The organism is Rhizobium sp. SG2393 (assembly GCF_042610495.1).
Taxonomy (GTDB): Bacteria; Pseudomonadota; Alphaproteobacteria; order Rhizobiales; family Rhizobiaceae; genus RU20A.
On the sequence record NZ_JBHGAP010000010.1, the window covers coordinates 116,714 to 140,290 of the forward strand.

General features: G+C 64.6%; 21 protein-coding genes and 3 pseudogenes. 6 read left to right on the forward strand and 18 right to left on the reverse strand.

The features are described 5' to 3' along the window. Positions 1-308: 308 nt before the first annotated feature. The 18 genes and pseudogenes from ACED18_RS17835 to ACED18_RS17920 all read right to left on the reverse strand — a co-directional run bounded on the left by ACED18_RS17835 (position 309) and on the right by ACED18_RS17920 (position 18,719). Positions 309-968 (reverse strand): ZinT family metal-binding protein, encoded by a 660-nt coding sequence (locus tag ACED18_RS17835; protein ID WP_377294765.1) that lies wholly within the window; start codon positions 966-968, stop codon positions 309-311. Between the two features lie 438 nt (positions 969-1,406). After that, positions 1,407-2,135 carry a ParA family protein gene (locus tag ACED18_RS17840; RefSeq protein ID WP_377294767.1) on the reverse strand — a complete coding sequence of 243 codons (729 nt, stop codon included), beginning with the start codon at positions 2,133-2,135 and terminating at the stop codon, positions 1,407-1,409. A gap of 144 nt (positions 2,136-2,279) precedes the next feature. After that, entirely contained in the window at positions 2,280-3,395 is a 1,116-nt protein-coding gene (locus tag ACED18_RS17845; RefSeq protein ID WP_377294770.1) for a chemotaxis response regulator protein-glutamate methylesterase, read from the reverse strand. Between the two features lie 3 nt (positions 3,396-3,398). Beyond that, positions 3,399-4,247 (reverse strand): CheR family methyltransferase, encoded by an 849-nt coding sequence (locus ACED18_RS17850; protein WP_377294772.1) that lies wholly within the window; start codon positions 4,245-4,247, stop codon positions 3,399-3,401. Positions 4,248-4,261: 14 nt separating this feature from the next. Next, positions 4,262-4,768 (reverse strand): chemotaxis protein CheW, encoded by a 507-nt coding sequence (locus tag ACED18_RS17855; protein ID WP_377294881.1) that lies wholly within the window; start codon positions 4,766-4,768, stop codon positions 4,262-4,264. Positions 4,769-4,901: 133 nt separating this feature from the next. Then, positions 4,902-6,731 (reverse strand): methyl-accepting chemotaxis protein, encoded by a 1,830-nt coding sequence (locus tag ACED18_RS17860; RefSeq protein ID WP_377294774.1) that lies wholly within the window; start codon positions 6,729-6,731, stop codon positions 4,902-4,904. Between the two features lie 178 nt (positions 6,732-6,909). Next, positions 6,910-7,953, reverse strand: a pseudogene (locus tag ACED18_RS17865) (methyl-accepting chemotaxis protein); the annotation flags it as partial. Between the two features lie 150 nt (positions 7,954-8,103). Next, a pseudogene (locus ACED18_RS17870) lies at positions 8,104-8,643 on the reverse strand (MCP four helix bundle domain-containing protein); the annotation flags it as partial. 87 nt (positions 8,644-8,730) lie between these two features. After that, the gene (locus ACED18_RS17875) at positions 8,731-9,234 is read right to left on the reverse strand and encodes a chemotaxis protein CheW (RefSeq protein ID WP_377294776.1); all 504 of its coding nucleotides are present in this window, start codon (positions 9,232-9,234) and stop codon (positions 8,731-8,733) included. Beyond that, the gene (locus ACED18_RS17880) at positions 9,231-11,303 is read right to left on the reverse strand and encodes a chemotaxis protein CheA (protein ID WP_377294778.1); all 2,073 of its coding nucleotides are present in this window, start codon (positions 11,301-11,303) and stop codon (positions 9,231-9,233) included. Before ACED18_RS17880 ends, ACED18_RS17875 begins: the two co-directional genes overlap by 4 nt. Next, positions 11,300-11,668 carry a response regulator gene (locus ACED18_RS17885; protein ID WP_377294780.1) on the reverse strand — a complete coding sequence of 123 codons (369 nt, stop codon included), beginning with the start codon at positions 11,666-11,668 and terminating at the stop codon, positions 11,300-11,302. Before ACED18_RS17885 ends, ACED18_RS17880 begins: the two co-directional genes overlap by 4 nt. 2 nt (positions 11,669-11,670) lie before the next feature. Next, the gene (locus ACED18_RS17890) at positions 11,671-11,997 is read right to left on the reverse strand and encodes an STAS domain-containing protein (protein ID WP_377294782.1); all 327 of its coding nucleotides are present in this window, start codon (positions 11,995-11,997) and stop codon (positions 11,671-11,673) included. 471 nt (positions 11,998-12,468) lie between these two features. Next, the gene (locus ACED18_RS17895) at positions 12,469-13,479 is read right to left on the reverse strand and encodes a LacI family DNA-binding transcriptional regulator (RefSeq protein WP_377294784.1); all 1,011 of its coding nucleotides are present in this window, start codon (positions 13,477-13,479) and stop codon (positions 12,469-12,471) included. Positions 13,480-13,530: 51 nt separating this feature from the next. Beyond that, entirely contained in the window at positions 13,531-13,950 is a 420-nt protein-coding gene (locus ACED18_RS17900) for a heme-binding protein (protein ID WP_377294787.1), read from the reverse strand. 11 nt (positions 13,951-13,961) lie between these two features. Beyond that, positions 13,962-14,864: an SMP-30/gluconolactonase/LRE family protein gene (locus ACED18_RS17905; RefSeq protein ID WP_377294789.1), complete on the reverse strand. Its 903-nt coding sequence runs from the start codon at positions 14,862-14,864 to the stop codon at positions 13,962-13,964. A 132-nt stretch (positions 14,865-14,996) separates the two neighbouring features. Continuing rightward, positions 14,997-16,094, reverse strand: a complete 1,098-nt coding sequence (locus ACED18_RS17910; protein WP_377294791.1) for a substrate-binding domain-containing protein — start codon at positions 16,092-16,094, stop codon at positions 14,997-14,999. Positions 16,095-16,141: 47 nt separating this feature from the next. Beyond that, the gene (locus tag ACED18_RS17915; RefSeq protein ID WP_377294793.1) at positions 16,142-17,212 is read right to left on the reverse strand and encodes an ABC transporter permease; all 1,071 of its coding nucleotides are present in this window, start codon (positions 17,210-17,212) and stop codon (positions 16,142-16,144) included. Between the two features lie 16 nt (positions 17,213-17,228). Further along, positions 17,229-18,719, reverse strand: a complete 1,491-nt coding sequence (locus ACED18_RS17920; protein WP_377294795.1) for a sugar ABC transporter ATP-binding protein — start codon at positions 18,717-18,719, stop codon at positions 17,229-17,231. A gap of 204 nt (positions 18,720-18,923) precedes the next feature. Between ACED18_RS17920 and ACED18_RS17925 the strand changes: the two genes are divergently transcribed. The 6 genes and pseudogenes from ACED18_RS17925 (at position 18,924) to ACED18_RS17950 (ending at position 23,475) form a co-directional block, all read left to right on the forward strand. Continuing rightward, a complete protein-coding gene (locus ACED18_RS17925; RefSeq protein ID WP_377294797.1) occupies positions 18,924-19,895 on the forward strand; it encodes a 2-hydroxyacid dehydrogenase in 972 nt (323 codons plus the stop codon). A gap of 10 nt (positions 19,896-19,905) precedes the next feature. Then, on the forward strand, positions 19,906-20,937 hold the full coding sequence (locus tag ACED18_RS17930) for an L-idonate 5-dehydrogenase (RefSeq protein ID WP_377294799.1): 1,032 nt from the start codon (positions 19,906-19,908) through the stop codon (positions 20,935-20,937). A 51-nt stretch (positions 20,938-20,988) separates the two neighbouring features. Next, complete coding sequence (locus ACED18_RS17935) at positions 20,989-21,744, forward strand: SDR family oxidoreductase (protein WP_377294801.1); 756 nt, start codon at positions 20,989-20,991, stop codon at positions 21,742-21,744. Next, positions 21,744-22,262: a gluconokinase gene (locus tag ACED18_RS17940; protein ID WP_377294803.1), complete on the forward strand. Its 519-nt coding sequence runs from the start codon at positions 21,744-21,746 to the stop codon at positions 22,260-22,262. The genes ACED18_RS17935 and ACED18_RS17940 overlap by 1 nt, the downstream gene beginning before the upstream one ends. Then, positions 22,241-23,146, forward strand: a pseudogene (locus ACED18_RS17945) (NAD(P)-dependent oxidoreductase); the annotation flags it as partial. The gene ACED18_RS17940 and the pseudogene ACED18_RS17945, both read left to right, overlap by 22 nt. Next, positions 23,143-23,475 (forward strand): hypothetical protein, encoded by a 333-nt coding sequence (locus tag ACED18_RS17950; RefSeq protein ID WP_377294805.1) that lies wholly within the window; start codon positions 23,143-23,145, stop codon positions 23,473-23,475. The pseudogene ACED18_RS17945 and the gene ACED18_RS17950, both read left to right, overlap by 4 nt. Positions 23,476-23,577 lie beyond the last annotated feature (102 nt).

Below are 23,577 nucleotides of genomic sequence, written 5' to 3' on the forward strand. Positions count from 1 at the left end.
TGTCGAACCGCGCCCCCACCCGGATCTCCTGTCCCACCGCGCCGGCGGCGGTCGAGGAGACGCCGCGCGGACTGCGGCCCATTCCCTACAGGAGGAAACGGAGGTAAAGAAGGGAACGCTTATATTTTTCACCACTTACGGTTAAATGGCATAGGGAACACCCGCGCCGCGATGGCCGTTGCATCGGGCTGCGCGGGCGGGTTTCCCGATAGAGTGGTTCCGGCGCAAACCGATCATCCGACATCTTCGATGTGCCTGCTTACCGCCTTGTCCGGCGCTGAAACGAGCAGGCTTTCGCTCATCGGGCTTCAGTGCGCCATCATCTCTTCTCGGATTTCATCGCCGCTCATGCCCGTCGGAAAATAGGTCGGCCAATTCGTGAGTTCGGCCAGGACTTTTGCCCGGTCATTGCCCCAGTACAGGTGATAATGGCCCGCTTTCTGCGGCGCGATGATGTGGTCGCTGAATTGAATGTACTCCGGCGCGCCGGCGTCGCCGCCACTCTTGCGAAAGATGAAGCGGACGCCGCGATTGCCCTTCTTGTAGGTCAGAATCTCATGACCGTCGGTGACATAGTCGCCGCTGACCACCTTGTCGCCTGCATAGAAGGTCACCTTCTGGCCGGCGATCAAGATGCGGTTGGTCTCGGTGCGATAGCCTGTCTCGTAATAGGCCCGGTATTCGGCAGCCGTCATGCCGCCCGCCTCAGCCTTGTGTGTCCAGACCGGGTCGAGCGTACCGTCTTTCAGGTAGGGATAGATCGACTGCCAGTCCCCTTCCCAATCGGAAAGTTCGCGCGCCTTCACCTGGCTGTCATAGAAGTAGCCCTTGCTGGCCGATCCGGCCTGGCCATGGTCATGGGCATGGGCATGGGGCTTGCCGCTCGCTGTTTCGGCCGCCTGCACGGGCGAAGTCGCCAGCATCGCGGTCAGCGCCAGAGCCCAAGCCAGGGTGATCGTCTTCTTCATCGGTCCATCCTTTCGTGACGACTGCGGATACAGACGCCAATATGTAATAACATTACATAAACCGCCTACAGCGATGCGCGCGGGAAGGCAAGATGCCGCTGACAGAAGAGCGCTACATCCACAGCCCTCAGGGCAAATCGCAGGGGGAGGGGGGGAAGGACCGACGGGAGAAACCCGTCACAAAGATCCCTCCTTGGCAGGAGGGTGAAGGAGCCCGACACGGAAACGAAGAGGAGGGGAGGGGAGGACACAAGCCGACAGGACGCGGCCCCCTCCCCTCTCCGAACGTCAATCTCGGCGAGGAAGAAGGAAACGCTGGGCAATGCTGAACGCGCGCGCGGTTGTCATCATTGCGGTCCGTACGGAGACGTGACGGTGCGCCGAGGTCTGCAACCTCCGGCCCTCTGGCGATCCCGGCCTATGCCAAGACAGAACCGCTCAGGCGGCAGAGGCCTGCGGCATCAGGACTGCGGTCGCACGCGGGGCGGCGGCGGCGTCTGCGCTGCGGTTGCGCAGTGCGGCTTCAACCTCGTCGGCATAGCGCTCGGCATTGAGAACCGCCTTGTCGAGATTGCTGACGCGGGCCGGATCGAGCCTGTGCAGAAAGGTCTTGTATTCGAACATGTCCCGGAACGCCGCTCGTTCGATAATCGGCGTATCCAGCATGCGGACGTTGCGCTCGTTCAGAAGCTGCTTGACCGCCTGCAGGGCCCTCGTCGTCACCATCGAGTTGACGCGCGAGAGGAGGACCGCATGCGGAATGCGGATCCTCGCCTTCTGATCGAGATAGGCAAGAAGCTCGATCACCTGCGCTCCGCCCTGGGCATCCATCGAACTGCCCTGGATGGGAATGATAACGAAGTCGGAAAGGCCGAGGGCGGTGGCAAGCAGCGGGGATTGCGCGCCGGGCAGATCGACGATGATGTAGTCGCATTTCGACTTGTATTCCGCCACGGTGCGGGGAAGCGCCGCGAGCGATACGTAGGTTGCGACCGTCAGATTGGCGACGGGGTCCGCCCCCTCGAACCAGCGGGAAATCCACCGCTGCGGATCGGTGTCGATGATGGTGATGCGATGGCCGCGGCGCACCAGTTCGGTTGCCAGCAACAGCACGGCCGTGGTCTTGCCCGCGCCACCCTTGGTATTGGCAAATGTAATGATCGGCATCGTCGTGCCCCGGCTGGGCAGGGAAAGGGCCTGCCATCCTGTCTGCGGAACCCTTGTTCCGTCATGCGCATCTTGCGACTTTATGGTTAACGAAACCTCAAGACCACATACCGGAGATCGCAAGGCAGGGCGGGCAAGGCCGGTTCAGCGGCGGCGATCTTCCGTCTGGATCTCCGCCGCCAGAAGGTTGAGCGGCAGGATCTTGTCGACGCCGCCACGGGCGATCGCTTCCTTCGGCATCCCGAAGACCACCGAGGACGCCTCGTCCTGCGCCACGGTGTAGGCGCCTGCCTGATGCATTTCCAGCATGCCGCGGGCGCCGTCGTCGCCCATGCCCGTCATGATGACCGCCATGGCGTTCGAACCGGCCGAGCGCGCCGCCGAGCGAAACAGCACATCGACGGAGGGACGATGGCGCGACACCAGCGGTCCGGGGCGCACCGACACGTGATACCGCGCGCCCTGCCGCTCCAGCAGCATGTGCTGGTCACCGGGCGCGATCAGCACATGGCCGCGCAGCACGGGATCGCCATCCACGGCTTCCTTGACTTCGACTTCGCAAAGCCCGTTCAGCCGCTTGGCAAAGGCGGCAGTGAATTTTTCCGGCATGTGCTGGACGATGACGATGCCCGGCGAGTTGGCCGGCAGGCGCTCGAGAAGCTCACGCAGGGCCTCCGTGCCCCCTGTGGAGGCGCCGATGCAGACCACCATTTCGGTGGTGCGCGCCATGGCCTTGCCGGAGGGGGGAGGGAGCATGGCGTCGGCCGTCAGCTTTTCCTGCGGCACCAGGCGGCCTTCCTTGCGCGGCTCGCCCTGGGCGGCACCGGCCAGCGCGCCGGAACGCCGGCCGAGCCGGGCCTGCGCGGCACCTTTGACCGCCTCGCAGATGCGCGCGCCCTGTTCGGCCAGGAAATCGGCCGCGCCGATCTTCGGCTTCAGGATCACGTCCACCGCGCCGGCCTCAAGCGCCTGCATCAGCGTTTCCGTGCCCTGTTCGGTCAGCGAGGAACACATGACGACCGGGATCGGCTTCTGGCTCATCAGCTTGCGCAGGAAGGTGATGCCGTCCATGCGTGGCATTTCCACGTCCAGCGTAATGACATCGGGGATCTCGTCCTGGATGCGCTTTGCCGCCATGAAGGGATCGGACGCCGTGCCGATCACCTCGATTTCCGGATCGCTTTGAAGAACGGAGACCAGTGTCTGCCGGACACTGGCGGAGTCATCGATGATGAGAACCCGGATCTTCTTGGCTGCCACGGATTAATCCTTCACGAAGATGGTGTTGGCGATCTGGCGGATGGGGAGTTCCATCGCGGTGACCGACTCGGAATGGCCGATGAAGAGATAGCCACCATCGGCCAGGCACTTGCACAGCCGCGTCAGAACATGCTGCTGCGTCGGCTTGTCGAAATAGATCAGCACGTTACGGCAGAAAATCAGGTGCATGGGCTCACCGACCGTATAGGCGTCGTCCATCAGGTTGAGGCGCGTGAAGCCGACCTTGCGGCGCAGGTCCGGCACGATGCGCATTTCCGGGCGGCGCGGATCGAGGGCGCGCATCACGTAGCGGCGCATCATCGCATCCGGCACCGGCTCCATCATCGGTGCGGGGTAAATCCCGCGTCGCGCCCGCTCAAGGACATCGGTGGAAAGATCAGACGCAAGGATCTGGTAGTCGGGACCGCGCTTGTCGCGCTTGAAGTCCTCCAGCACCATCGCCATCGTGTAGGGCTCGGCCCCGATGGAACAGGCCGAACTCCAGGCCCGCACCCGCCGCAGGCCGGCCGCCGCAAGAGCAGGCAAGGCCTCGTCCCGCAGGAAGTCGAAATGGTTCGGCTCGCGGAAGAAGTCGGTCTTGTTGGTGGTCACGACATCGATCAGGTAGATCGATTCCTGCTCCAGCCCGCCCTTGTCGAAGATGAAGTTGCAGTAGTCGTCGAAGGAATTCTGGCCGGTCGCCCTGAGCCGGCGGCGCAGACGCCCCTCCAGCATCGTCAGCTTGCCGGGCGGCATCTTGATGCCGCTGTAATTGTAGATATAGGCCGAGAGTCGCCGGAAATTCCGTTCGCTCAGGCGATCATGCTGAACTTTAGACGCAACAGCTGACACGGTACTCGAATTCCTCACGCAATTTCGCGGGTCTGGACACCGAAGCTCGCAAGCGCCGCGCCGTTGTCGGAGAAGAGGCGGGCGAGGTTGACGATGACCACGAAGTCACCGTCGCGACGCACCACGCCTTCGATATATTCGGAGTTCCAGCGAACGCCGATGTCGGGCGCGGCATCGATCGCCTCATGGCGGAACGGCACCACCTCGAACACCTTGTCGGCCACAAGACCGATCGTCAGCATGCGGTGGGAGAAGGGAATGTCGAGCACGAGAACGCGCGTATGGGCGGTCTTCTCCATGGCCGTCATGCCGAGCCGCAGGCGCAGGTCCACGATCGGAACGCCCTGGCCGCGCACGTCGCGCAGGCCCATCAGATAGTCCGGGCCGTGCGGAATCTTGAAAACATCCTCGTGGTCGAGGATTTCGCGCACTACCGTGACGGGCACGGCGAAAACCTCGTTGCCGAGGGCAAAGGTCACGAACTGGGATTCAGGACCGGCCAAAGTCTGTGTCGTCTTCATCATCTCAACCTGCCTCATGCCTGGCGGTGCATATCGTCGTCATCACTATCGGGCCTTGCGGATTGACGGGCCGTCCGCAAGCGATGAACCCGGTGCCGACCAGTGGCTGGCCGGCGCCGGGCTGGGGTCGGCATCAGGCCGACTGTCGGAAGTCGTCATCCTCGCTGTCCGGCCCGCCCATCGACATGTCGAGGGCAAAACCCTTGGCGCGAGCCTGCTGGCCGGCAACCGAATGGTCCTGGGCCGGCTTGCGGGATGCGCCGGCTGCCTGCTGCTGCACCCGGCCGGCCGGCTTTGCAGAGGCCGCGGCACGGTGCGCGGCAGCGGCGGGGCGTGCCGACGGGCGGGCATTGCTCTCCTCGATGCGGAAGAAGGCGATGGATGCCTGCAGTTCCTCCGCCTGGGCGGCGAGTTCTTCCGAGGTCGAGGAGACCTCTTCCGATGCACCGGCATTCTGTTGCGTGACCTTGTCGAGCTGCTGGATGGCCTCGTTGATCTGCGAGGCGCCGATATCCTGCTCACGGCAGGCAGCCGAGATTTCAGCCACCAGTTCCGCGGTCTTGCGGATATCCGGCACCAGGCGGTTCAGCATGTCGCCGGCTTCGGTCGCGACCTTCACCGTCTCGCCGGAGAGGCCGCTGATTTCAGCGGCGGCAGCCTGTGAGCGTTCGGCGAGCTTGCGCACTTCAGAGGCAACGACCGCAAAGCCCTTGCCATGCTCGCCTGCACGAGCCGCTTCGACGGCCGCATTGAGGGCGAGAAGGTCGGTCTGGCGGGCGATTTCCTGCACGATCGAGATCTTCTCGGCAATGGTGCGCATGGCGCTGACGGCCTTGCCGACGGCATCGCCGGAGGCTTCCGCGTCCTTGGCCGACTGCCGCGCGATCTTTTCGGTCTGGGCGGCGTTGTCGGCGTTCTGCTTGATGTTGGCGGCCATCTCCTCCATCGAGGCGGAGGCCTCTTCGGCAGACGATGCCTGTTCGGTCGCGCCCTGCGAGAGCTGTTCGGACGACGAGGAGAGTTCCTGGCTGCCGGACGACACGTTCTGCGAGGCAGCGATGGCATCGGCAACGACACCGCGCAGGCGGGCAACCATCGATTCGAGCGCGATGCCGAGCGTGTCCTTTTCCGACAGCGGCTTCGGCGAGACGGTGAGGTCGCCGTTGGCGATCTTGTCGGCAATGTCGGCCGTGCCGCGCAGGTTGGCGGTCATGACGTTGATGGTGTTGATGAGATCCTTGATCTCGTCATTCGTCTTGATCTCGACATCCTTGCCGAGGTCGCCGATCGAAACCGCGCTGACGACATCCATGGCCTTGCGCAAGCCATTGTTGATGCCGATCGCGATCCAGGCTGCCACGGCAAGGCTGGCGAGGATGGAGCCAATGACGGCGGCGATCAGGATCGTGCGGACCTGCTGGTAGGTTGCATCGGCCTCGGCCAGCATGCTGGCGACACGCTCTTCCTGGATCTTGACGAGCTCTCTCGTCCCTTCACCAACCTCTTTGGCGAAGCCGCGCATCTCGCCATTCGAAAATTCGATGGCGCCAGCGACGTTGCCAGACAGAAGAATTTCATCAAGACGTGCTGAAGCCTCATCAAACTTGTTGAAATCATTGCTTGTTTCGACCCAGTACGGCTTTCCCTTCTCCGACGCGGTCGCTAGGCCGGTTTCAATGATCCTGAGCGTCTCGTCCGTCAGGTCGTTCGCGACCTTGAGGAAAGGCCGGGCTGCGTCCACAGAAGGAGCGAGAAGCGCATTCTTCTGTTGGCGAATGATCTCAGACAGATTGCGGTCAATCTGGAGTGCATACTGGAGCCGCTTTTCCGGGCCGTTGGCGAGCTCGGCAATGGCATCGTTCACCGTCCCGAGACTCAGCACGCTGTAGACCGAAAGCCCGGCGAGAATGGTCAGAATGAAGGCGAATGCCAGCGTGAGTTTCAATTTGATCGTAAAGCGCATGTCGTGTCCCCATCAGTTGGTCTAACGACGCGCCCCGCGCATCGTGATGCATTCCCCCAAAGAAACCTGAAGCAGAACCCGCTTCCAGCGAACCGCACCTGCGATCCGCCGCCGCCTCATGCGAAAGCGTTCATTCATGTCTGCGGGGCGGCTTGCGCCGCCCCGGCCCGGCAGGGCATCACGCACTCTGCCGGAAATCGTCGTCCTCGCTGTCCGGCCCGCCCATGGACATGTCGAGGGCAAAACCCTTGGCGCGGGCTTGCTGGGCGGCAACCGAGTGGTCGGTCGCCGGCTTGCGGGCCGGTGCGGCGGATGCCTTCTGTGCGGACCGGGCGGCCGGCTTGGCGACCGGGGCAGCCTTGCGGACCGGAGCCGGCGCACGGGTTGCCGACGGCATGTTGGCGTCTTCCACCCGGAAGAAGGCGATCGAGGTCTGCAGTTCCTCGGCCTGGGCGGCGAGCTCTTCCGAGGTTGCCGACATCTCTTCCGATGCGCCGGCATTCTGCTGCGTGACCTTGTCGAGCTGCTGGATGGCCTCGTTGATCTGGGCCGCACCGATGTCCTGCTCGCGGCAGGCAGCCGAGATTTCAGCCACCAGTTCCGCGGTCTTGCGGATATCCGGCACCAGGCGGTTCAGCATGTCGCCGGCTTCGGCGGCGGCCTTCACCGTCTCGCCGGAGAGGCCGCTGATTTCAGCGGCAGCCGCCTGCGAGCGTTCGGCGAGCTTGCGCACTTCAGAGGCAACGACCGCAAAGCCCTTGCCATGCTCACCTGCACGGGCCGCTTCCACGGCAGCGTTGAGGGCGAGAAGGTCGGTCTGGCGGGCGATTTCCTGCACGATCGAGATCTTCTCGGCAATGGTGCGCATGGCACCGACCGCCTTGTTGACGGCCTCGCCGGACAGTTCCGCATCCTTGGCGGACTGGCGGGCGATCTTTTCGGTCTGGGCGGCGTTGTCGGCGTTCTGCTTGATGTTGGCGGCCATTTCCTCCATCGAGGCGGAGGCCTCCTCGGCGGAGGACGCCTGTTCGGTCGCACCCTGCGAGATCTGCTCGGAAGCCGACGACAGCTGCTGGCTGCCCGAGGATACCTGGTCGGACGCCGAGAGCGCACCGCCGACGATGCCCAGAAGCTGCTGCACCATCGAGTTCACGGCGGCGAGCAGGCTGTCGGTATCGCCCTTGCGCAGCTCGGTCTTGACCGTCAGGTCGCCGTCAGCCACGGCGCGAACGACCTCGCGAACGTAGTCCGGTTCACCACCGAGCGTCTTCAGGATATCGCGGACGATGTAGACGGCGATACCGAAGCCCAGCACGACGCAGAGGCCGATGCCGCTGATGACCAGCGTGGAGGCGGAGCTATAGATGGCAGTCGCCTCGTCGCTCGCCTTGTCGCCGCCCTTCGAATTGAAGTCGGACAGCTTCGTGATCGCATCGGACGCGGCGTCGTAGACCTTCTTCGCCTCGCCATTGTAGATACCCATCGCATTGGCCGTGTCATTGCGCGACGAGAAGCCGATCGCCTTTTCATGCAACGGCAGATACTGGTCCCAGGTCTTGGTGAAATTCTCGTAGAGCGCGCGCTCCTCGTCGCTGGCGATGCGCGGAATGTAGGCCTGGCGCTGCTTGTCGATTTCGGCCTGCAGACGGTTCATTTCGTCCGTCCAGGCCTTCATGCTTGCCTCGTCCTGGGAAATGACGTGCTGGAGGCCGGCGCTGCGGAAATCGGACGTCGCTGTGTTCAGGCGCCCGGCAATGTCTACACTCGGCAGCCAGTTGGTGGCGAGATCGGTCGACTTGTCGTTGACGGTGCTCATCTGCATCAGCGAGAAGGCGCCGAGCGCTGCAACGAGCAGGATGATGATCCCGAAGCCGAGGGCAAGTTTTGCCTTGAGTGAAAGTTTCATTTCCATATCCTTGGTTTGGTGGTGCTGCGTCACCAATGTTTTTATTCGGAGAAGATGCCGGGTCGGCCGCCACGCGCGCGGCGGGCTGCCGGCTCAAAGTGCGGTCTTGTCCTGTTCGGCGGCGAAGATCGCATCGAGGCTCGGGACGATGATGAACTCGCCATCCCGCTTCACGAGGCAATCGATGTAGTCGGAGCGCCAGCGCATCCCCACGCTCGGCGGTGGTTCGCTGGCCGCGCGCGGCAGCATCGTGACTTCGTAGACGCGGTCGGCGCGCATGCCGACCAGCGTTGTCTCGCCCTCGATCTCCAGTTCGAGAACGACGATGCGGCTGTCGATGGTCGGCTCGCTCGCTTCCATGCCGAAGGCAAGGCGGATATCGGCAAGCGGAATGACCTTGCCGCGGAAATTGATCACGCTGCCGACGAAGGCCCGGGCGCCCGGAACCTTGGTTTCCGGCAGGAGATCGAGAATTTCCTGCACCACGATGGCCTCGATGGCAAAAGTTTCGCCTGATAGCCCGAAGGTCAGCACGGCCACTTCCTCGCCGCCGTTCCAGAGCCTGTCGAACTGCTGTTTGTTCTGTACGATTGTCATCCGGCCGCCCGCAGCTGCGCCTCCTGGTTCTGGCCCACCTGGACGAGGTGGGAGACGTCGAGAATGAGCGCCACCGACCCGTCCCCGAGAATCGTCGCGCCCGAGAAGGTGACGACGTCGTGGTGGAGCTTGGACATGGATTTGATCACGGTCTGGTGGTCGCCGATGATCTGGTCGACGACGAGACCGACGCGTTCATCGCCCGTGGAGATCACCACGACCTTCTGGAAGGGGTCCGGCGCCGTGCCCGTGCGGAAGAGGTCGCGCAGCCGGAGAAACGGCACGAGGCTGTCGCGCAGCGAGATGAAGCTGCGGCCCCGCGAGCGCATGTCCTCTTCCACCGAGAGTTCGAGGCATTCCTCGACCGCCGAGAGCGGGATGACGTAGCAGCCGGTGCCGACCCGCACGAGCAGGCCGTCGATGATCGCAAGCGTCAGCGGAATGCGCAGCGAGATTTCCGAGCCCTTGCCGGGTTCGGAGCGGACATCGATCACGCCGCGAAGCGCCTCCACCGTCTTCTTCACCACATCCATGCCGACGCCGCGGCCGGAAAGGTTGGTGACCTGGGCGGCGGTGGAAAAGCCCGGCTGGAAGATCAGCTGCAGCAGCTCCTGATCCATCAGTTGCTGGCCGGGCTGGATGAGCCCGGAGGACTCCGCCTTGGCGCGCACCCGCTCGCGGTTGATGCCGCGGCCATCGTCGGTGATGGTGATGATGACTTCGCCGCTCGACTGGCGGGCCGCGAGCTTGACCGTGCCTGTACGGCTCTTGCCGGCCGCCAGGCGGTCTTCGGGCGTTTCCAGACCATGGTCGATCGAGTTGCGCACGAGATGGACGAGCGGATCGGCCAGGCGCTCGATGACGGTCTTGTCGACCTCCGTCGTTTCGCCCTCCGTCTCCAGTTCGATGACCTTGCCCGTCTCGCGGGCGAGATCGTGAACGAGGCGGCGGAAGCGGCTGAAGAGGCTGCCGACCGGCACCATGCGCAGCACCATCATCGTATCGCGCAGCTCGCCCGACAGGCGCTCCACGTCTTCCGACACCGAGCGCAGCTGGATATCGGCACTGCTGCCGGCAAGCTGCGACAGACGCGACTGGGCGATCACCAACTCGCCGACACGGTCCATGAGTTCGTCCAGACGCTCGGCGGGCACGCGCACGTTTTCCGCCGTCTTGCCATGCTTGGCATCAGCGGGAGCGGCAGAGGCCGGCGCTGGCGTTGCGGCCGGGGAGGGGATCGACGGGGTGGCAGGCTGAACGGCGGATGCCTGCGAGACAGGCGCAGCGGCAACGGCTGCGGCCGCTGCGACGGGAGCGACTGCGGCGACAGGCGCGGCTGCAATCGTCTCGACGCTGAGTTCCATCTCGTCCATGACGAAGATGAAGACATCATCGATCGCATCGCGTCCCTTGTCGGTCAGAAGCGTGACCTCCCAGCCGATATAGAGATCGGCCGGCTCGATATCGGCGAGGGATGGAATGCGCGAGCGGTCTGCCTTGACCGTGCAGGTTCCAAGCTCCTGCAGCTCGTTGAGAAGGCCGAGGGGGTTCGTCCCGTTTGCCATCGCATTGACGGGCAGGCGGAAGACGATGCGAAACCCTTTGTCCGCCGTCGCGACCGGGGCCGCGCTCGCCGATGCGGCAGGCGGGGCCGGCACGGCAAGCGGGGCCGGAACGACCGAACCGCTGGCGGCATGACCGCCGACAGCCGCCTGAAGCTTGGCAAGCAGCACATCGCCGGCGGCCTCGTGATCGCCGTTCGGCGTATCCACCAGCGCCTTCATATGGTCCTGTGCGTCCAGAACGCAGGCAACCAGCTCGGCGGTGGCAGGTACTTCACCCTTGCGCACGCGGTCGAAGGCCGTTTCGCAGTGATGCGTGAATGCGGCAAGGGCCTCGAAGCCGAACATGGCGCCGGAGCCCTTGAGCGTATGCAGGCCGCGAAACACGGCATCGATCTGGGATTGGTTGGACAGGTCGTGCAGGAGGTCGAGAAGGCCGGCTTCGATCTGCTCGAAGAGTTCGGCCGCCTCTGTCCTGAAGACCTGGATGGGATCGAGACTTGTCATCTGCCCAGCACTTTCTTGGCAATCTTGACCAGTTGTTCGGGGTCGAAGGGCTTGGTGATCCAGCCGGTGGCGCCGGCCGCCTTGGCACGCGCCTTCATCTCGGCATCGGATTCTGTCGTCAGGAAGATGATCGGGATGCCGGTATGGGCCGGCGAAGAGCGCAGCGCCTCGATCATCTGCAGGCCGTTCATGTTCGGCATGTTGAGATCGGTCACGATCATGTCGTAGCTGCCGGCCTTCGCCTTGTTCAGCCCGTCAAGCCCATCGACCGCTTCCGTGACCTGGTAGCCGGCACCGGTCAGCGCGATACGCGTCGTCAGGCGGATACTCGCGGAATCGTCGACGGTGAGGATGTGGGCAGTCATGTTCAGTCCTTCCGGTGAAGCCAGAATTCGGTGTCGCGCGCGTTGGCTTCCGTGAGGAAGCCGGCACGTTCCAGGGTTGCAAGAAGATTGCCCGTGGCCGGGCGGTCCAGGGAAATGGGCCTGTGGAAGGCATCCGCCTGCTTGCGGGCCGCCTCCACAAGTTGCAGGAAGCTCAGGTCGATCTCCGCGCCCTCCGGAACCGACAGCACGATCGGTCCTTCCGCTTCGAAGGCCTGGCGCAACGCGTCGTGCGCGGCCGCGGCATGGCGGATCGTCAGATGGGAGGGCAGGGCGCCCGGCGCCGTATGCGTCAGTCCTGGTGATGACATGTCGACATCCTGAGTGGCTTTGATGCGGAGGCTGGCCGGCCATGATGGACACGCCGGATCACCGCACGCGCCGGCATGCCATCGACGATGGCAGACTCGGCAACGCACGCGACACGTCACGCGACAGACCGGAATTCTGATTGGCTGCTTGTCACAAGGGCGGGCTTTTCATCGTTCGCATCATGCGAACTGAGCCTTCATCGCCGCTTTTCCATCTTCAGTATTAAGCCGACTGGTTAAACAGCCGTAAACTTATGCGCTAATTAGAATACAACTGAAATACGATTTACATATGAATGGCGCTATACAGACGGCCGTAACTTGTCCGTTGCAAGAGCAACGCGCGACGAATCCCATGGAAAACAAGCGTTTCAGACGCGCTCGCCACATCGGGCGAGTGGAGCGCGGCCGGGCGCATCGCTGCCTGCCTCCCCAGATTTCGGGAGGGCTTGCCTTCTCGTCCGATGAGCGTCAGCGGCTGCTCTCGCGCAGGATGAGACGTGGCGTGAGAATCACGTCACTGACGTCGGGCTTGCCGTCGAGGACCTGAAGGATCATCTGCCCCGTCAGTTCTCCGATGCGCCTTGCATCGGCATTGATGGTCGTGAGGGCCGGCACGCTGACGCCGCCGATCTCGTAGTCGCCGAAGCCGCCGATGGCGATGCGGTCCGGCACGGCGATGCCACGCCGTTGGCATTCCGTCAGGGCACCGAAGGCCGAGAGGTCGGAAACGCAGATCACCGCCTCCGTATCGGGATAGTCCTCCAGAAGCCGGGCCATGGCATTGGCACCCTCCCGCATGGAAATCGGGGGAACACCGGCGTCAATCAGCCGGGTCGCATCCAGCCCATGGGCTGTCAGGGCCGCGATGAAGCCGAGCCGACGGTCGCCCCCGCGCGTGTCCCGGCTCGCATCACCACCGATGAAGGCGATACGGCGATAGCCGGCGGCGACGAAGTGATCGACCATGCCGCGCACGGCCCCCGCATTGGAAAAGCCCACATAGTGGTCGATCGGCTCGGCCGGGATGTCCCAGGTCTCGATGACCGGAACATTGGCGTTTTCGAGCAGGCGGCGGGCGCGCGGCGTGTGTTTGCCACCGGTGACGACGATGGCCTGCGGCTTGCGGCGCAGCAGTTGCTCGACCAGCCGTTCCTCCTCGTTCACGTCATAATTGGTGTAGCCGAGCAGGATCTGGAAGCCGCGGGCGTTCAGCGTATCGGAGAGGCCGCTCACCGTATCGGCGAAGTTGGCGTTGTTGAGCGAGGGGATGGTGACCGCGATGAAGTCGGTCTTCTGCGAACGGAAGTTCGAGGCTGTGGAATCGAAGACGTAGCCCAGCTCGTCCGCCGCCTTGAGAATGGCGTCGCGGGTTTCCTTGTTAACGAGGCTGCCGGGTTTGAAGGCGCGCGATACCGTCATCGGGGAGACGCCCGTCTTGCGGGCGATGTCCGCCATGGTGGGTGCCTTGTCGCTGCGCATGAACGCCCCTCGCTTCCCGCCTGACCGCCCCAGCGCGGTCCGGCCGCTCCCTCAGATCTCGTCCGCTCCGATGGCGGCGAGCGCGGCGCGTGCCACCGCCTCGTCCTGGTCGCCGGAGCCTGACCCCACGCCGATGCCGCCGAGAAGAATACCACCGGAGCGGATCGGTAGACCCCCCTTGAGGCCGGTCACGTCACCACCGGTGGCAGCGGCCAGCGCGGCCTTGGCGTGGTCCGGCAGCGTGTGGGTCGCCGCGCCGATGGAGGCGGCCGTGCGCGCCTTTGCCGTCGCGCTCTTCAGCGACAGATAGCGCGAGCCCGTCATGCGGAAGGAGCCGAGCACGACACCGCTGGCATCGACGATCACGATGCATTGCGGCTGCCCGGATGCGGTGGCGGACTGCACGGCGGCGGTGAGCATCGCCATGACGCCCTGATCGGTCAGCCGTGCGGAGGTTTCGGTAAAGGCCATGATCGCTCTCCTCAGGCCGGTCGCGCCGCGCCGCGGATCGCTAGCGAGACGGCATAGACGGAGGTGGTTGCGGTGATGAACAGGCGGTGCCGGTCGCGCCCGCCGAAGCAGATGTTGGAGACTGTCTCCGGCACGAGGATCTTGCCGAGCCGGCGGCCATCGGGCGCGATGCAGTGCACGCCATCGCGCGCTGAAGACCAGAGGTTCCCGGCCTCGTCCACGCGCATGCCGTCGGCGCAGCCGGGATCGATGACGTGGAAGATGTCTCCGCCGCTAAGTCTCCAGTCGGCGCCGACGTCGAAGGCGCGGATGTGTTGCGGGTCAGTGCTGAACATGCGGCCCGTATCGGCGACATAGAGACGCTTCTCGTCCGGGCTAAAGCACAGGCCGTTCGGGCAGTTGAAATCGGTGAGTACGGCGCGGATCTCGCCGGTCGCGCCATCGACGCGGTAGACGTTGCAGGGCAGTTCCTGCGCGCTCTTCGTACCCTCGTAATCGGTGGCGATGCCGTAATGCGGATCGGAAAACCAGATGGCGCCATCGGAGGCGACGATCACGTCATTCGGCGAATTCAGGCGCTTGCCCTCGAAGCGATCGGCAATCACGGTGATGGACCCGTCATGCTCGGTGCGCGTCACGCGGCGCAGGCCGTGCTCGCAGCTGACCAGCCGGCCCTCGCGGTCGCGCGTATGGCCGTTGGAGAAATTCGACGGTTCGCGGAAGGTGCTGAGCCCGGTCGTCGGGCTCCAGCGATAGATGCGGTTGTTGGGAATGTCGGAAAACAGCAGGCAGTCGTGATCACCGAACCAGACGGGGCCCTCGACCCAGTCGAAGCCAGTGACGAGCGTCTTCAGCGGCGCATTGCCGAGAACGAATGTGGAGAAGATCTTGTCTTCAGCCTCGAAAAACGACATGCGCAACTCCTTCTCATGCCCGTCATCATCAGCGCGACCTTAGCGCCCGCGCCAAACCCGGCAAGATCACCGGTGTTCCTGTCAACCGGAAAGGCCGGGGTGAGCGAAGCAACCCCGGCCGTCACTAAGGCCTTACTTGCCCCAGATCTTCTTGTATTCGTCGCGGTAGCCGTTATCCGGGTCGAAGGTGTTCTTCGGACCGCCGTCGAATTCGACATTGTCGACGGTGACGACGTGCAGCGGCGAGACGTAGCCCGACCACGGCTGGCCGGCGAAAGCACGGTTCAGCTCATCCACCAGCTGCCAGCCCTGCAGGTTCAGCGGCTCGGCCACGGTGACGGACTGGTACTGCTTGGCGCGGATGCGCTGGTAGGCGCTTTCCGAGCCGTCGCCAGCAGCAACACTCTTCGGCGCGCCATCGCCGGCAATGCCGGCCGCAGCGAGCGACGGGCCCATGAAGTCGAAGTAGATGTCGTTGATCGCCAGCGAGTGCGTCCACTTCTCACCATACTTCTGCAGAAGCGTCGTCGTCAGCTGCGGCATGCGCTGCGAGGTTTCGGCGATCGGCGTGTCGACATATTCGAGCACCGTGCCGCCCAGCGCCTCGATCTCGGCCTTCATCTTGTCGGCCTTGGCGATCGCGATCGCATAGGTGGAGTCGGTGAAGATCACCACGCCCGGCTTGCCGCCGGCATCCACGAAGGCGTAGTCGGCGGCGGCCTTGGAGACTTCCATCGCATCCGTCGTCACGTTGGCGAAGACGCCGACATCGGCGACCGGGCCGACAGCCGGGGCCGCGTGCCATGCGACCATCGGGATATTCGCCTTCTTGGCCTCTTCCATGGCCGGCTTCTGCTCGACGGCGTCGAAGCCGGCGATGATGATGCCGCCGGGCTTCAGGGTCAGCGCCTGGCCGAAGGCAGCCGTGCGGCCCTCGATGGAGCCGGCGCTGTCGAGTACGGTCACGGTCCAGCCGATGGCGGCGGCGGCTTCCTGGATGCCGTTGACCACGCCGAGGATGCCACCATTCTTCATGTCGGCGGCAACGACAACGACGCTCTTGCCGTCAACCGCCTTCGGACCGGAGGTGGGGCCATCCCACTTCTCGACCTTGCTGGCATATTTGGCGACGACGGCCTTGGCATCGGCCATGGCATCGGCGAAGGCGGGGGCTGCAATGGCCATGCCGAGAACGGCGACGGACGCTGCGAGGAAATGTCTGCGTTTCATGGTGGTCCTCCCTTTGGACGTGAAATCAGGCAATCGGATCTGTTCTGTCAGGTCTTTGCGGTGTCGGGCGTCTTGTCGGGCGCGCCCTTGGGCTTGATGGCGCCGGCGGCACCCCGGCGGCGCTGGGCATAGCCGGCGATGCCGATGGCGACGAGCAGCGTGACGCCGTTGAAGAGCGGTTCCACGAAGAAGGAGCCGCCGATCTGCTGGATGCCGGCAATGCCGACGGCCAGAATGATGACGCCGATCATCGTGCCCCAGACATTGACGCGGCCGGGCTTGATGGTGGTGGAGCCGAGGAAGGCACCGACGAGCGCCGGCAGCAGATATTCAAGGCCGACACTGGCCTGGCCGATGCGCAGCCGCGAGGCGAGCAGCACGCCGGCAATGGCCGAGAGCGTGCCGGAGGCGATGAAGGCTGCGATGACGAATTTGCGGACCGGGATGCCGTTCAGCGCTGCCGCCTTCGGATTGGCGCCGATCGCATAGACGTAGCGGCCGATCGGCAGGTATTCGAGCACGATCCACATGACGATGGCCAGCGCGAGCACATAGAAGCCGGTGATCGGCAGGCCGAAGACCATGGTGCCGTTGAGCGCCAGGAAGCCATCCGGCAGGACACCGACGACCTGACGGCCGCCCGTGTGCCACAGCGCCAGCGCATAGATCACCGTTCCGGTGCCGAGCGTGGCGATGAAGCTGTCGATCTTGGCGACCTCGACCAGTAGGCCGTTCAAGACGCCCGTCATGGCGCCGAGCAGGATGACGATCGCCACCGCGAAGGGCCATGGCAGGCCGTACATGGTCTGAAGGCTGATGGCGAGAATGTGCCAGAGAACGATGCCGTAGCCGATCGTCAGGTCGATGCGCCCGCAGGCCATGGGGATCATGGCGGCCAGCGACAGGATGGCGATGATCGTCTTGTTGGCGATGATCGAGCGCAGGTTGAGCACCGTCGGGAACGTATCCGGCAGCAGGACCGAGAAGACGACGATCAGCAGCGCGGTCAGGATCACGAGGCCGTAGACCGGCACGAGGCGCTTGATCTTGTCGCCGGTGGAAAGACCGCGCATTTCCGCGGGCGTCGGCTCGAGCGCGTTGGACTGGATGGATTGCATCGGCGTTCTCCGGAAATCAGGCCGCCTCGGAGGCGGAGGCTGCCGCGATGACAGCGGATGTTGTGAGGTCGGCACCGGTCAGCTCGCGCACGATCTGTCCGCGCGAGAAGACAAGAGCCCGATGGCAGATATGCGCGATCTCCTCGAAGTCGGTGGAGATCACGAGAACGGCGAGACCTTCCTCGACGGCCGAGGCGATCAGGCGGTAGATGTCGGCCTTGGCGCCGACATCGACGCCGGCCGTCGGGTCTTCGCAGATGAGAAGCTTGCGCCCCGTCGCCAGCCAGCGGCCGACGACGACCTTCTGCTGGTTGCCGCCCGACAGGGCCTCGATCGCCAGCGCCTGGTCGTTGGGCCTGAGGCCCACCTTGCGGCCGATCTCGAAGGCCTGATCGGATTCCTTCGACGGCGAGAGGAAGGCTGCAAGCCCGCGCCCGGAGGCGCCGGGGTTGAGGAAGGTGTTTTCCCGAAGCGACAGAGACATGGCGACGGATTCCTCCGTGCGGTCGCGGGCAATCAGTCCGATGCCGGAGGCAATGGCCGTCTCGGGGCTTGCCAGGTTGGGCCGGCTGCCGCGTACCGTCACGTCGCCAGAGGCGGGTTCGGCGCCAAACAGCGCGCGGCCGACCAGTTCCTGTCCGGCGCCGCGCAGGCCGACAAGGCCCAGAAGCTCACCCTTGCGGAGTTCGAAGGAGACCGGGCCGGCGCCCCGGCAGGCGAGGTTCTTGACCGTCACCAGCGTCTCGCCGGGGCGGGTCTCGGCCTTGGCGAAGAGCTGGTCTGCCTTGCGGCCGACGATCATGCGGATCAGTTCGCCCGGATTGGTGTCTTTGACCGGCGTTTCGCCGACCAGATGTCCGTCACGCAGCACGGCGACACGGTCGGCGATGCGGAAGATTTCGTCCAGCCGGTGAGAGACATAGATCATCGCCACGCCACGCTCCTTCAGCGGGCGAATGGCGGCAAAGAGGCGCTCGACCTCGTCAGCCGGCAGCGAGGCCGTCGGCTCGTCCAGAACCAGCACGTCGGCTTCCACGGCAAGCGCGCGGGCGATTGCGACCAGCGACTTTTCCGTGCGCGTCAGGCTCTGGACCCGGGTGGAGGGGTCGAAATCGCAGCCGACCAACTTGAGGGCTTCGGCCGTGCGCCGCGCCGTGCCGTTCCAGTCGATCAGCTTGTTGCGCATGGAAAAGCCCTGCGCCAGGCCGACATTCTCGGCGACCGTCATCCATTCGATGAGACCGAGGTCCTGGTGGATGAAGGCGACCGATTGACGCTCGTTCGGCTTCGGCGGACGATGCTGGTAAGGCTGGCCGCGAAAGAGAATGTCGCCGCCGTCTGGGCGGTAGATGCCGGCGAGCGTCTTGATGAGGGTTGACTTGCCCGCACCGTTCTCGCCGAGCAGGGCGAGGATCTCGCCGCGATGGAGATCGAGCGAGACGCTAGTGAGCGCCTTGGTGCCCCCGAATTCCTTCGAGACGGCACGAAACTCCAGTAGCTTCTCCATCCTGACCGCTCCTCCCAAAGCTTGATGATGTGACGATATGGTATCGATAACATGGCTGTCAAGACCCCCATTTGAAGCGAAATTTGGCGTGCAAAAAGGGGATGGACAAAAATCCGAAGCTGAATATGTTATCGATAACACGAACAGGCAAGGCCCAAATGCCGTCACGGCATGGAGAGGCCCGAAGAGACACGAGGAAACGCCATGACCGACCCGATCCCCACACCGGCGACCCCGATCGACATTCTGCAGGTCGGCCCCTATCCCGCCTGGGACGAGGAGCGCCTGAACGCGCATTTCACCATGCATCGCTACTTCGAAGCGGCAAACAAGGCGGCCTTTCTGGCCGAGCGTGGTGCCAATATCCGGGGGATCGCGACCCGCGGCGAACTCGGTGCCAGCCGGGTGATGATCGAGGCCCTGCCAAAGCTCGAGGTCATCTCCGTCTACGGCGTCGGCTATGATGCCGTTGATCTTGTCGCGGCAAAGGAGCGCGGTATCCGCGTCACCAATACGCCGGACGTGCTCACCAAGGATGTCGCCGACCTCGGCGTCGCGATGATGCTGGCGCAGGCGCGCGGCATGATCGGCGGTGAAGCCTGGGTGAAGAGCGGCAACTGGGCAAGCCAGGGCCTCTATCCGCTGAAGAGCCGCGTTCATGGCAAGCGCGTCGGCATTCTCGGCCTCGGCCGCATCGGCTACGAGGTCGCGCGCCGCCTGGTCGGCTTTGACATGCAGATCGCCTATAGCGACACGGGACCGAAGGACTTCGCGAGCGACTGGCGCTTCATCGCAGACCCGGTCGCACTGGCCGCGGAGAGCGACTTCCTCTTCGTTACGCTCGCGGCGTCGGCCGCCACACGCCACATCGTCGGCCGCGAAGTAATCGCCGCGCTCGGGCCGGAGGGGATGCTGATCAACATTTCCCGCGCCTCCAACATCGACGAGGAGGCGCTGCTGGACGCCCTGGAAACGAAGGCGCTCGGCTCGGCCGCCCTCGATGTCTTCGAGGGCGAACCGAAGCTCAATCCGCGCTTCCTTGCGCTCGACAACGTGCTTTTGCAGCCGCACATGGCATCCGGCACGGTGGAGACCCGCAAGGCGATGGGCAAGCTCGTCTTCGACAATCTCTCCGCCCATTTCGCAGGCCAGCCGCTGCCGACGCCGGTTCTCTAAGGATTTCGCGATGAAGACGATCGTCATCCACGCCGCCAAGGATCTGCGCCTCGAAGATCGCCCGGCGGAACCGCCGGGGCCGGGCGAGGTGGAGATCCGCCTTGCCGCCGGCGGCATCTGCGGCTCGGACCTGCATTATTACAATCACGGCGGTTTCGGCACGGTGCGGCTGAAGGAACCGATGATCTTGGGACACGAGGTCGCCGGCCATGTCGCGGCGCTGGGGGAGGGGGTCTCGGATCTCGCCATCGGCGATCTCGTCGCCGTCTCGCCCTCGCGCCCCTGCGGCGCTTGCGACTACTGCCTGAAGGGCCTGCCGAACCATTGCTTCAACATGCGCTTCTACGGCTCGGCCATGCCCTTCCCGCACATCCAGGGCGCCTTTCGCGAACGGCTTGTCGCCAGGGCGAGCCAGTGCGTGAAGGCCGAGGGCCTCTCGGCGGGCGAGGCGGCCATGGCCGAACCGCTTTCGGTCACGCTGCACGCCACGCGCCGCGCCGGCGAGATGCTGGGCAAGCGCGTGCTCGTCACCGGCTGCGGCCCGATCGGCACGCTCTCGATTCTCGCGGCCCGCCGGGCAGGAGCAGCCGAGATCGTCGCGGCCGATCTGTCTGAGCGCGCGCTCGGCTTTGCGCGCGCTGTCGGCGCCGATCACACGATCGACCTTTCGAAGGACCGGGACGGTCTTGCGCCCTACGCCGCCAACAAGGGCACGTTCGACGTGCTCTACGAATGCTCCGGCGCCCAGCCCGCGCTCGTGGCGGGCATACAGGCGCTGAAGCCGCGCGGCGTCATCGTCCAGCTTGGCCTTGGTGGCGAGATGACGCTTCCGATGATGGCGATCACCGCCAAGGAACTCGACCTGCGCGGCTCCTTCCGCTTCCACGAGGAATTCGCCGTGGCCGTGAAGCTGATGCAGGGCGGCCTGATCGACGTGAAACCGCTGATCACCCACACGCTGCCGCTCACCGAAGCGCACCGCGCCTTCGAGATCGCGTCGGACAAGACACAATCGATGAAGACGCAGATCGCCTTCGCCTGAAGCTGCCGAACGCTCTAAGTTCGCAGTTCCGACCAACAGAGACTTGATACAATGAGCATCACCCTCTTCGACCTCACCGGCAAACGCGCGCTCGTCACAGGCTCCTCGCAGGGCATCGGCCTGGCACTCGCCAAGGGCATGGCGGCTGCCGGCGCCGAGATCATCCTCAACGGTCGCGATGAAGCAAAGCTTGCTGCCGCGGCAGCCGAAATCGGCGCAGCCCATACGCTTGCCTTCGACGCAACCGACCACGCCGCCGCCCGCGCCGCCGTCGACCGCTTCGAGGCCGAGATCGGCGCCATCGACATCCTCGTCAACAATGCCGGCATGCAGCACCGCACGCCGCTCGAGGATTTCCCGGCCGATGCCTTCGAGCGGCTGATGCGCACCAATGTCTCCAGCGTCTTCAATGTCGGTCAGGCCGTCGCCCGCCACATGATCGCGCGTGGCGCCGGCAAGATCATCAACATCGCAAGTGTCCAGACGGCACTCGCGCGCCCCGGCATCGCGCCCTATACCGCCACCAAGGGTGCGGTCGCCAACCTCACCAAGGGCATGGCGACCGACTGGGCGAAATACGGACTGCAATGCAACGCCATCGCACCCGGCTATTTCGACACGCCCCTGAATGCGGCGCTGGTTTCCGATCCGGCCTTCACCACCTGGCTGGAGAAGCGCACGCCGGCCGGGCGCTGGGGCAATGTCGACGAACTCGTCGGCGCCTGCATCTTCCTGGCGTCGGGCGCATCCTCCTTCGTCAACGGCCATGTGCTGTTCGTCGATGGCGGCATCACGGCTTCGCTCTGATGACGGCCTCCCCTTCCATCCTGCGGGTGGTGCTGATGGGCGTCGCCGGCTGCGGCAAGTCCGCCGTCGGCGCGGCGCTCGCGACACGCCTTGGCGCCACCTATGTCGATGGCGACGACCTGCATCCGCAGGCCAATATCGAGAAGATGCGCCGCGGCGAACCGCTTGAGGATGCCGACCGCTGGCCCTGGCTGACGCTGGTCGGGCGCCGGCTTGGCGCGACGCATGGCGACCTCCTTCTCGGCTGCTCGGCGCTGAAACGCGCCTACCGCGACCTGATCCGTGCCGAGGCCGACGCGCCCGTGACCTTCGTGCATCTGTCGGGAAGCCGGGAGCTCATCGCCCGCCGCATGGGTGCGCGCACCGGCCATTTCATGCCGACCAGCCTGATCGACAGCCAGTTCGCAACGCTCGAACCGCCGGGCGTCGACGAAAACGCCATCACCGTCGATATCGACGCGCCCCTGGACACGATCGTCGCGACGATCGCTGCCCGCCTTCAGGAGAGACAGTCATGACAAACAGGGTCGCGCTGATCGGCGCCGGCGCCATGGGGGGCGCCATCGGCACCCGCCTTGCCGAAACCGGCAATCACCTGACGGTCTTCGATCCAGACCCGGCCAAACGCGCCGTTCTGGTCGAGAAGGGCGCCCATGAGGCGACGTCTGCGGCCGAAGCGGCAGCGGCGAGCGACTATGTCATCCTCAGCCTCAATGCCCCGGCCATCGTCCGCAAGGCCGTGTTCGGCGACGGTGGCGTGGCGGCCGGTGCCAAGGCAGGAACACTCATCATCGACATGTCGTCCATCGATCCCGATGCGACGAAGGAACTGGCGGCTGACGCTGCCGCTCACGGATTGCGCTGGGTGGACAGCCCGCTCTCGGGCGGTGCACCGAAGGCGCTGGTCGGCCAGCTCACACTCATGGCCGGGGGCGCGTCCGAGGATGTCGCGGATGCCCATACGGTGCTCCGCCACGTCGCCAGCAACTACACCCATATGGGGCCGGTCGGCGCGGGGCAGACGACGAAGCTGATCAACCAGGTACTCTGCGGCCTCGGCTTCCTCGCCGTCGCGGAAGCCACGCAGCTGGCGCTCGATGCCGGCGTCGATGCCGCCAAGATTCCCCAGGCATTGAAAGGCGGACGCGCCGACAGCGCCATCCTTCAGGAATACATGCCGCGCTTCGTGACGAAGGATTACCGCCGCACGGGCCGCATCGACAACATGGTGAAGGACCTGAACGGCGCGCAGGATCTGGCGCGCCGCACCAACACCGCCATGCCGCTGACGGCGGCCTGCGCCGAAATCCACCGCATGCTGACGGCCGCCGGCCTCGGTGGCGAGGACCAGGCGGCACTGATGGAATTCTTCCGGGGACCGAACAAGGAGCACTTCTCATGATCACCCGCTACGCACTCTTCGAAGGCACCGTGAAAGAGGGCCAAACGGACGCTTTCCGCAAGGCGGTGATGGACCGCATCCTGCCGAAGTGGAAGCAGTTTCCAAAGGCGACCGATGTCCGCGTCTCCTTCGCCGAGGCCCGTGACGATGGCGCGCCGGAATATCCGATGATCCTCGCAATCAACTACCCCGACCTCACCGCCGTCGAGGAAGCACTGGCGAGCCCCGTCAGAACCGAAGCGCGCGCCGCGACCGAAGCCGTGCTCTCCGAATTCTTCGTCGGCCGCATCCACCACCACGTGACACTCGCCAACGAATTTTCGCTCTGAGGCGAAATCTCCGCGAAGGGCGGCCGGGCGGCCCTTCGGATCTGTCAACAAATCTTAACTTGCCCCTTCAAAAGACCGCGAAGAGGTGTCAATGTATGTTGA

Bases quoted from the DNA above. Each gene is read 5' to 3' on its own strand.
- ACED18_RS17835 (WP_377294765.1), bottom strand. From the start codon at position 968: ATGAAGAAGACGATCACCCTGGCTTGGGCTCTGGCGCTGACCGCGATG.
- ACED18_RS17950 (WP_377294805.1), top strand. From the start codon at position 23,143: ATGATCACCCGCTACGCACTCTTCGAAGGCACCGTGAAAGAGGGCCAA.
- ACED18_RS17905 (WP_377294789.1), bottom strand. From the start codon at position 14,864: ATGTCGTTTTTCGAGGCTGAAGACAAGATCTTCTCCACATTCGTTCTC.
- ACED18_RS17875 (WP_377294776.1), bottom strand. From the start codon at position 9,234: ATGACAATCGTACAGAACAAACAGCAGTTCGACAGGCTCTGGAACGGC.
- ACED18_RS17930 (WP_377294799.1), top strand. From the start codon at position 19,906: ATGAAGACGATCGTCATCCACGCCGCCAAGGATCTGCGCCTCGAAGAT.
- ACED18_RS17860 (WP_377294774.1), bottom strand. From the start codon at position 6,731: ATGCGCTTTACGATCAAATTGAAACTCACGCTGGCATTCGCCTTCATT.
- ACED18_RS17890 (WP_377294782.1), bottom strand. From the start codon at position 11,997: ATGTCATCACCAGGACTGACGCATACGGCGCCGGGCGCCCTGCCCTCC.
- ACED18_RS17915 (WP_377294793.1), bottom strand. From the start codon at position 17,212: ATGCAATCCATCCAGTCCAACGCGCTCGAGCCGACGCCCGCGGAAATG.
- ACED18_RS17900 (WP_377294787.1), bottom strand. From the start codon at position 13,950: ATGGCCTTTACCGAAACCTCCGCACGGCTGACCGATCAGGGCGTCATG.
- ACED18_RS17935 (WP_377294801.1), top strand. From the start codon at position 20,989: ATGAGCATCACCCTCTTCGACCTCACCGGCAAACGCGCGCTCGTCACA.
- ACED18_RS17925 (WP_377294797.1), top strand. From the start codon at position 18,924: ATGACCGACCCGATCCCCACACCGGCGACCCCGATCGACATTCTGCAG.
- ACED18_RS17855 (WP_377294881.1), bottom strand. From the start codon at position 4,768: ATGAAGACGACACAGACTTTGGCCGGTCCTGAATCCCAGTTCGTGACC.
- ACED18_RS17840 (WP_377294767.1), bottom strand. From the start codon at position 2,135: ATGCCGATCATTACATTTGCCAATACCAAGGGTGGCGCGGGCAAGACC.
- ACED18_RS17880 (WP_377294778.1), bottom strand. From the start codon at position 11,303: ATGACAAGTCTCGATCCCATCCAGGTCTTCAGGACAGAGGCGGCCGAA.
- ACED18_RS17920 (WP_377294795.1), bottom strand. From the start codon at position 18,719: ATGGAGAAGCTACTGGAGTTTCGTGCCGTCTCGAAGGAATTCGGGGGC.
- ACED18_RS17940 (WP_377294803.1), top strand. From the start codon at position 21,744: ATGACGGCCTCCCCTTCCATCCTGCGGGTGGTGCTGATGGGCGTCGCC.
- ACED18_RS17895 (WP_377294784.1), bottom strand. From the start codon at position 13,479: ATGCGCAGCGACAAGGCACCCACCATGGCGGACATCGCCCGCAAGACG.
- ACED18_RS17910 (WP_377294791.1), bottom strand. From the start codon at position 16,094: ATGAAACGCAGACATTTCCTCGCAGCGTCCGTCGCCGTTCTCGGCATG.
- ACED18_RS17885 (WP_377294780.1), bottom strand. From the start codon at position 11,668: ATGACTGCCCACATCCTCACCGTCGACGATTCCGCGAGTATCCGCCTG.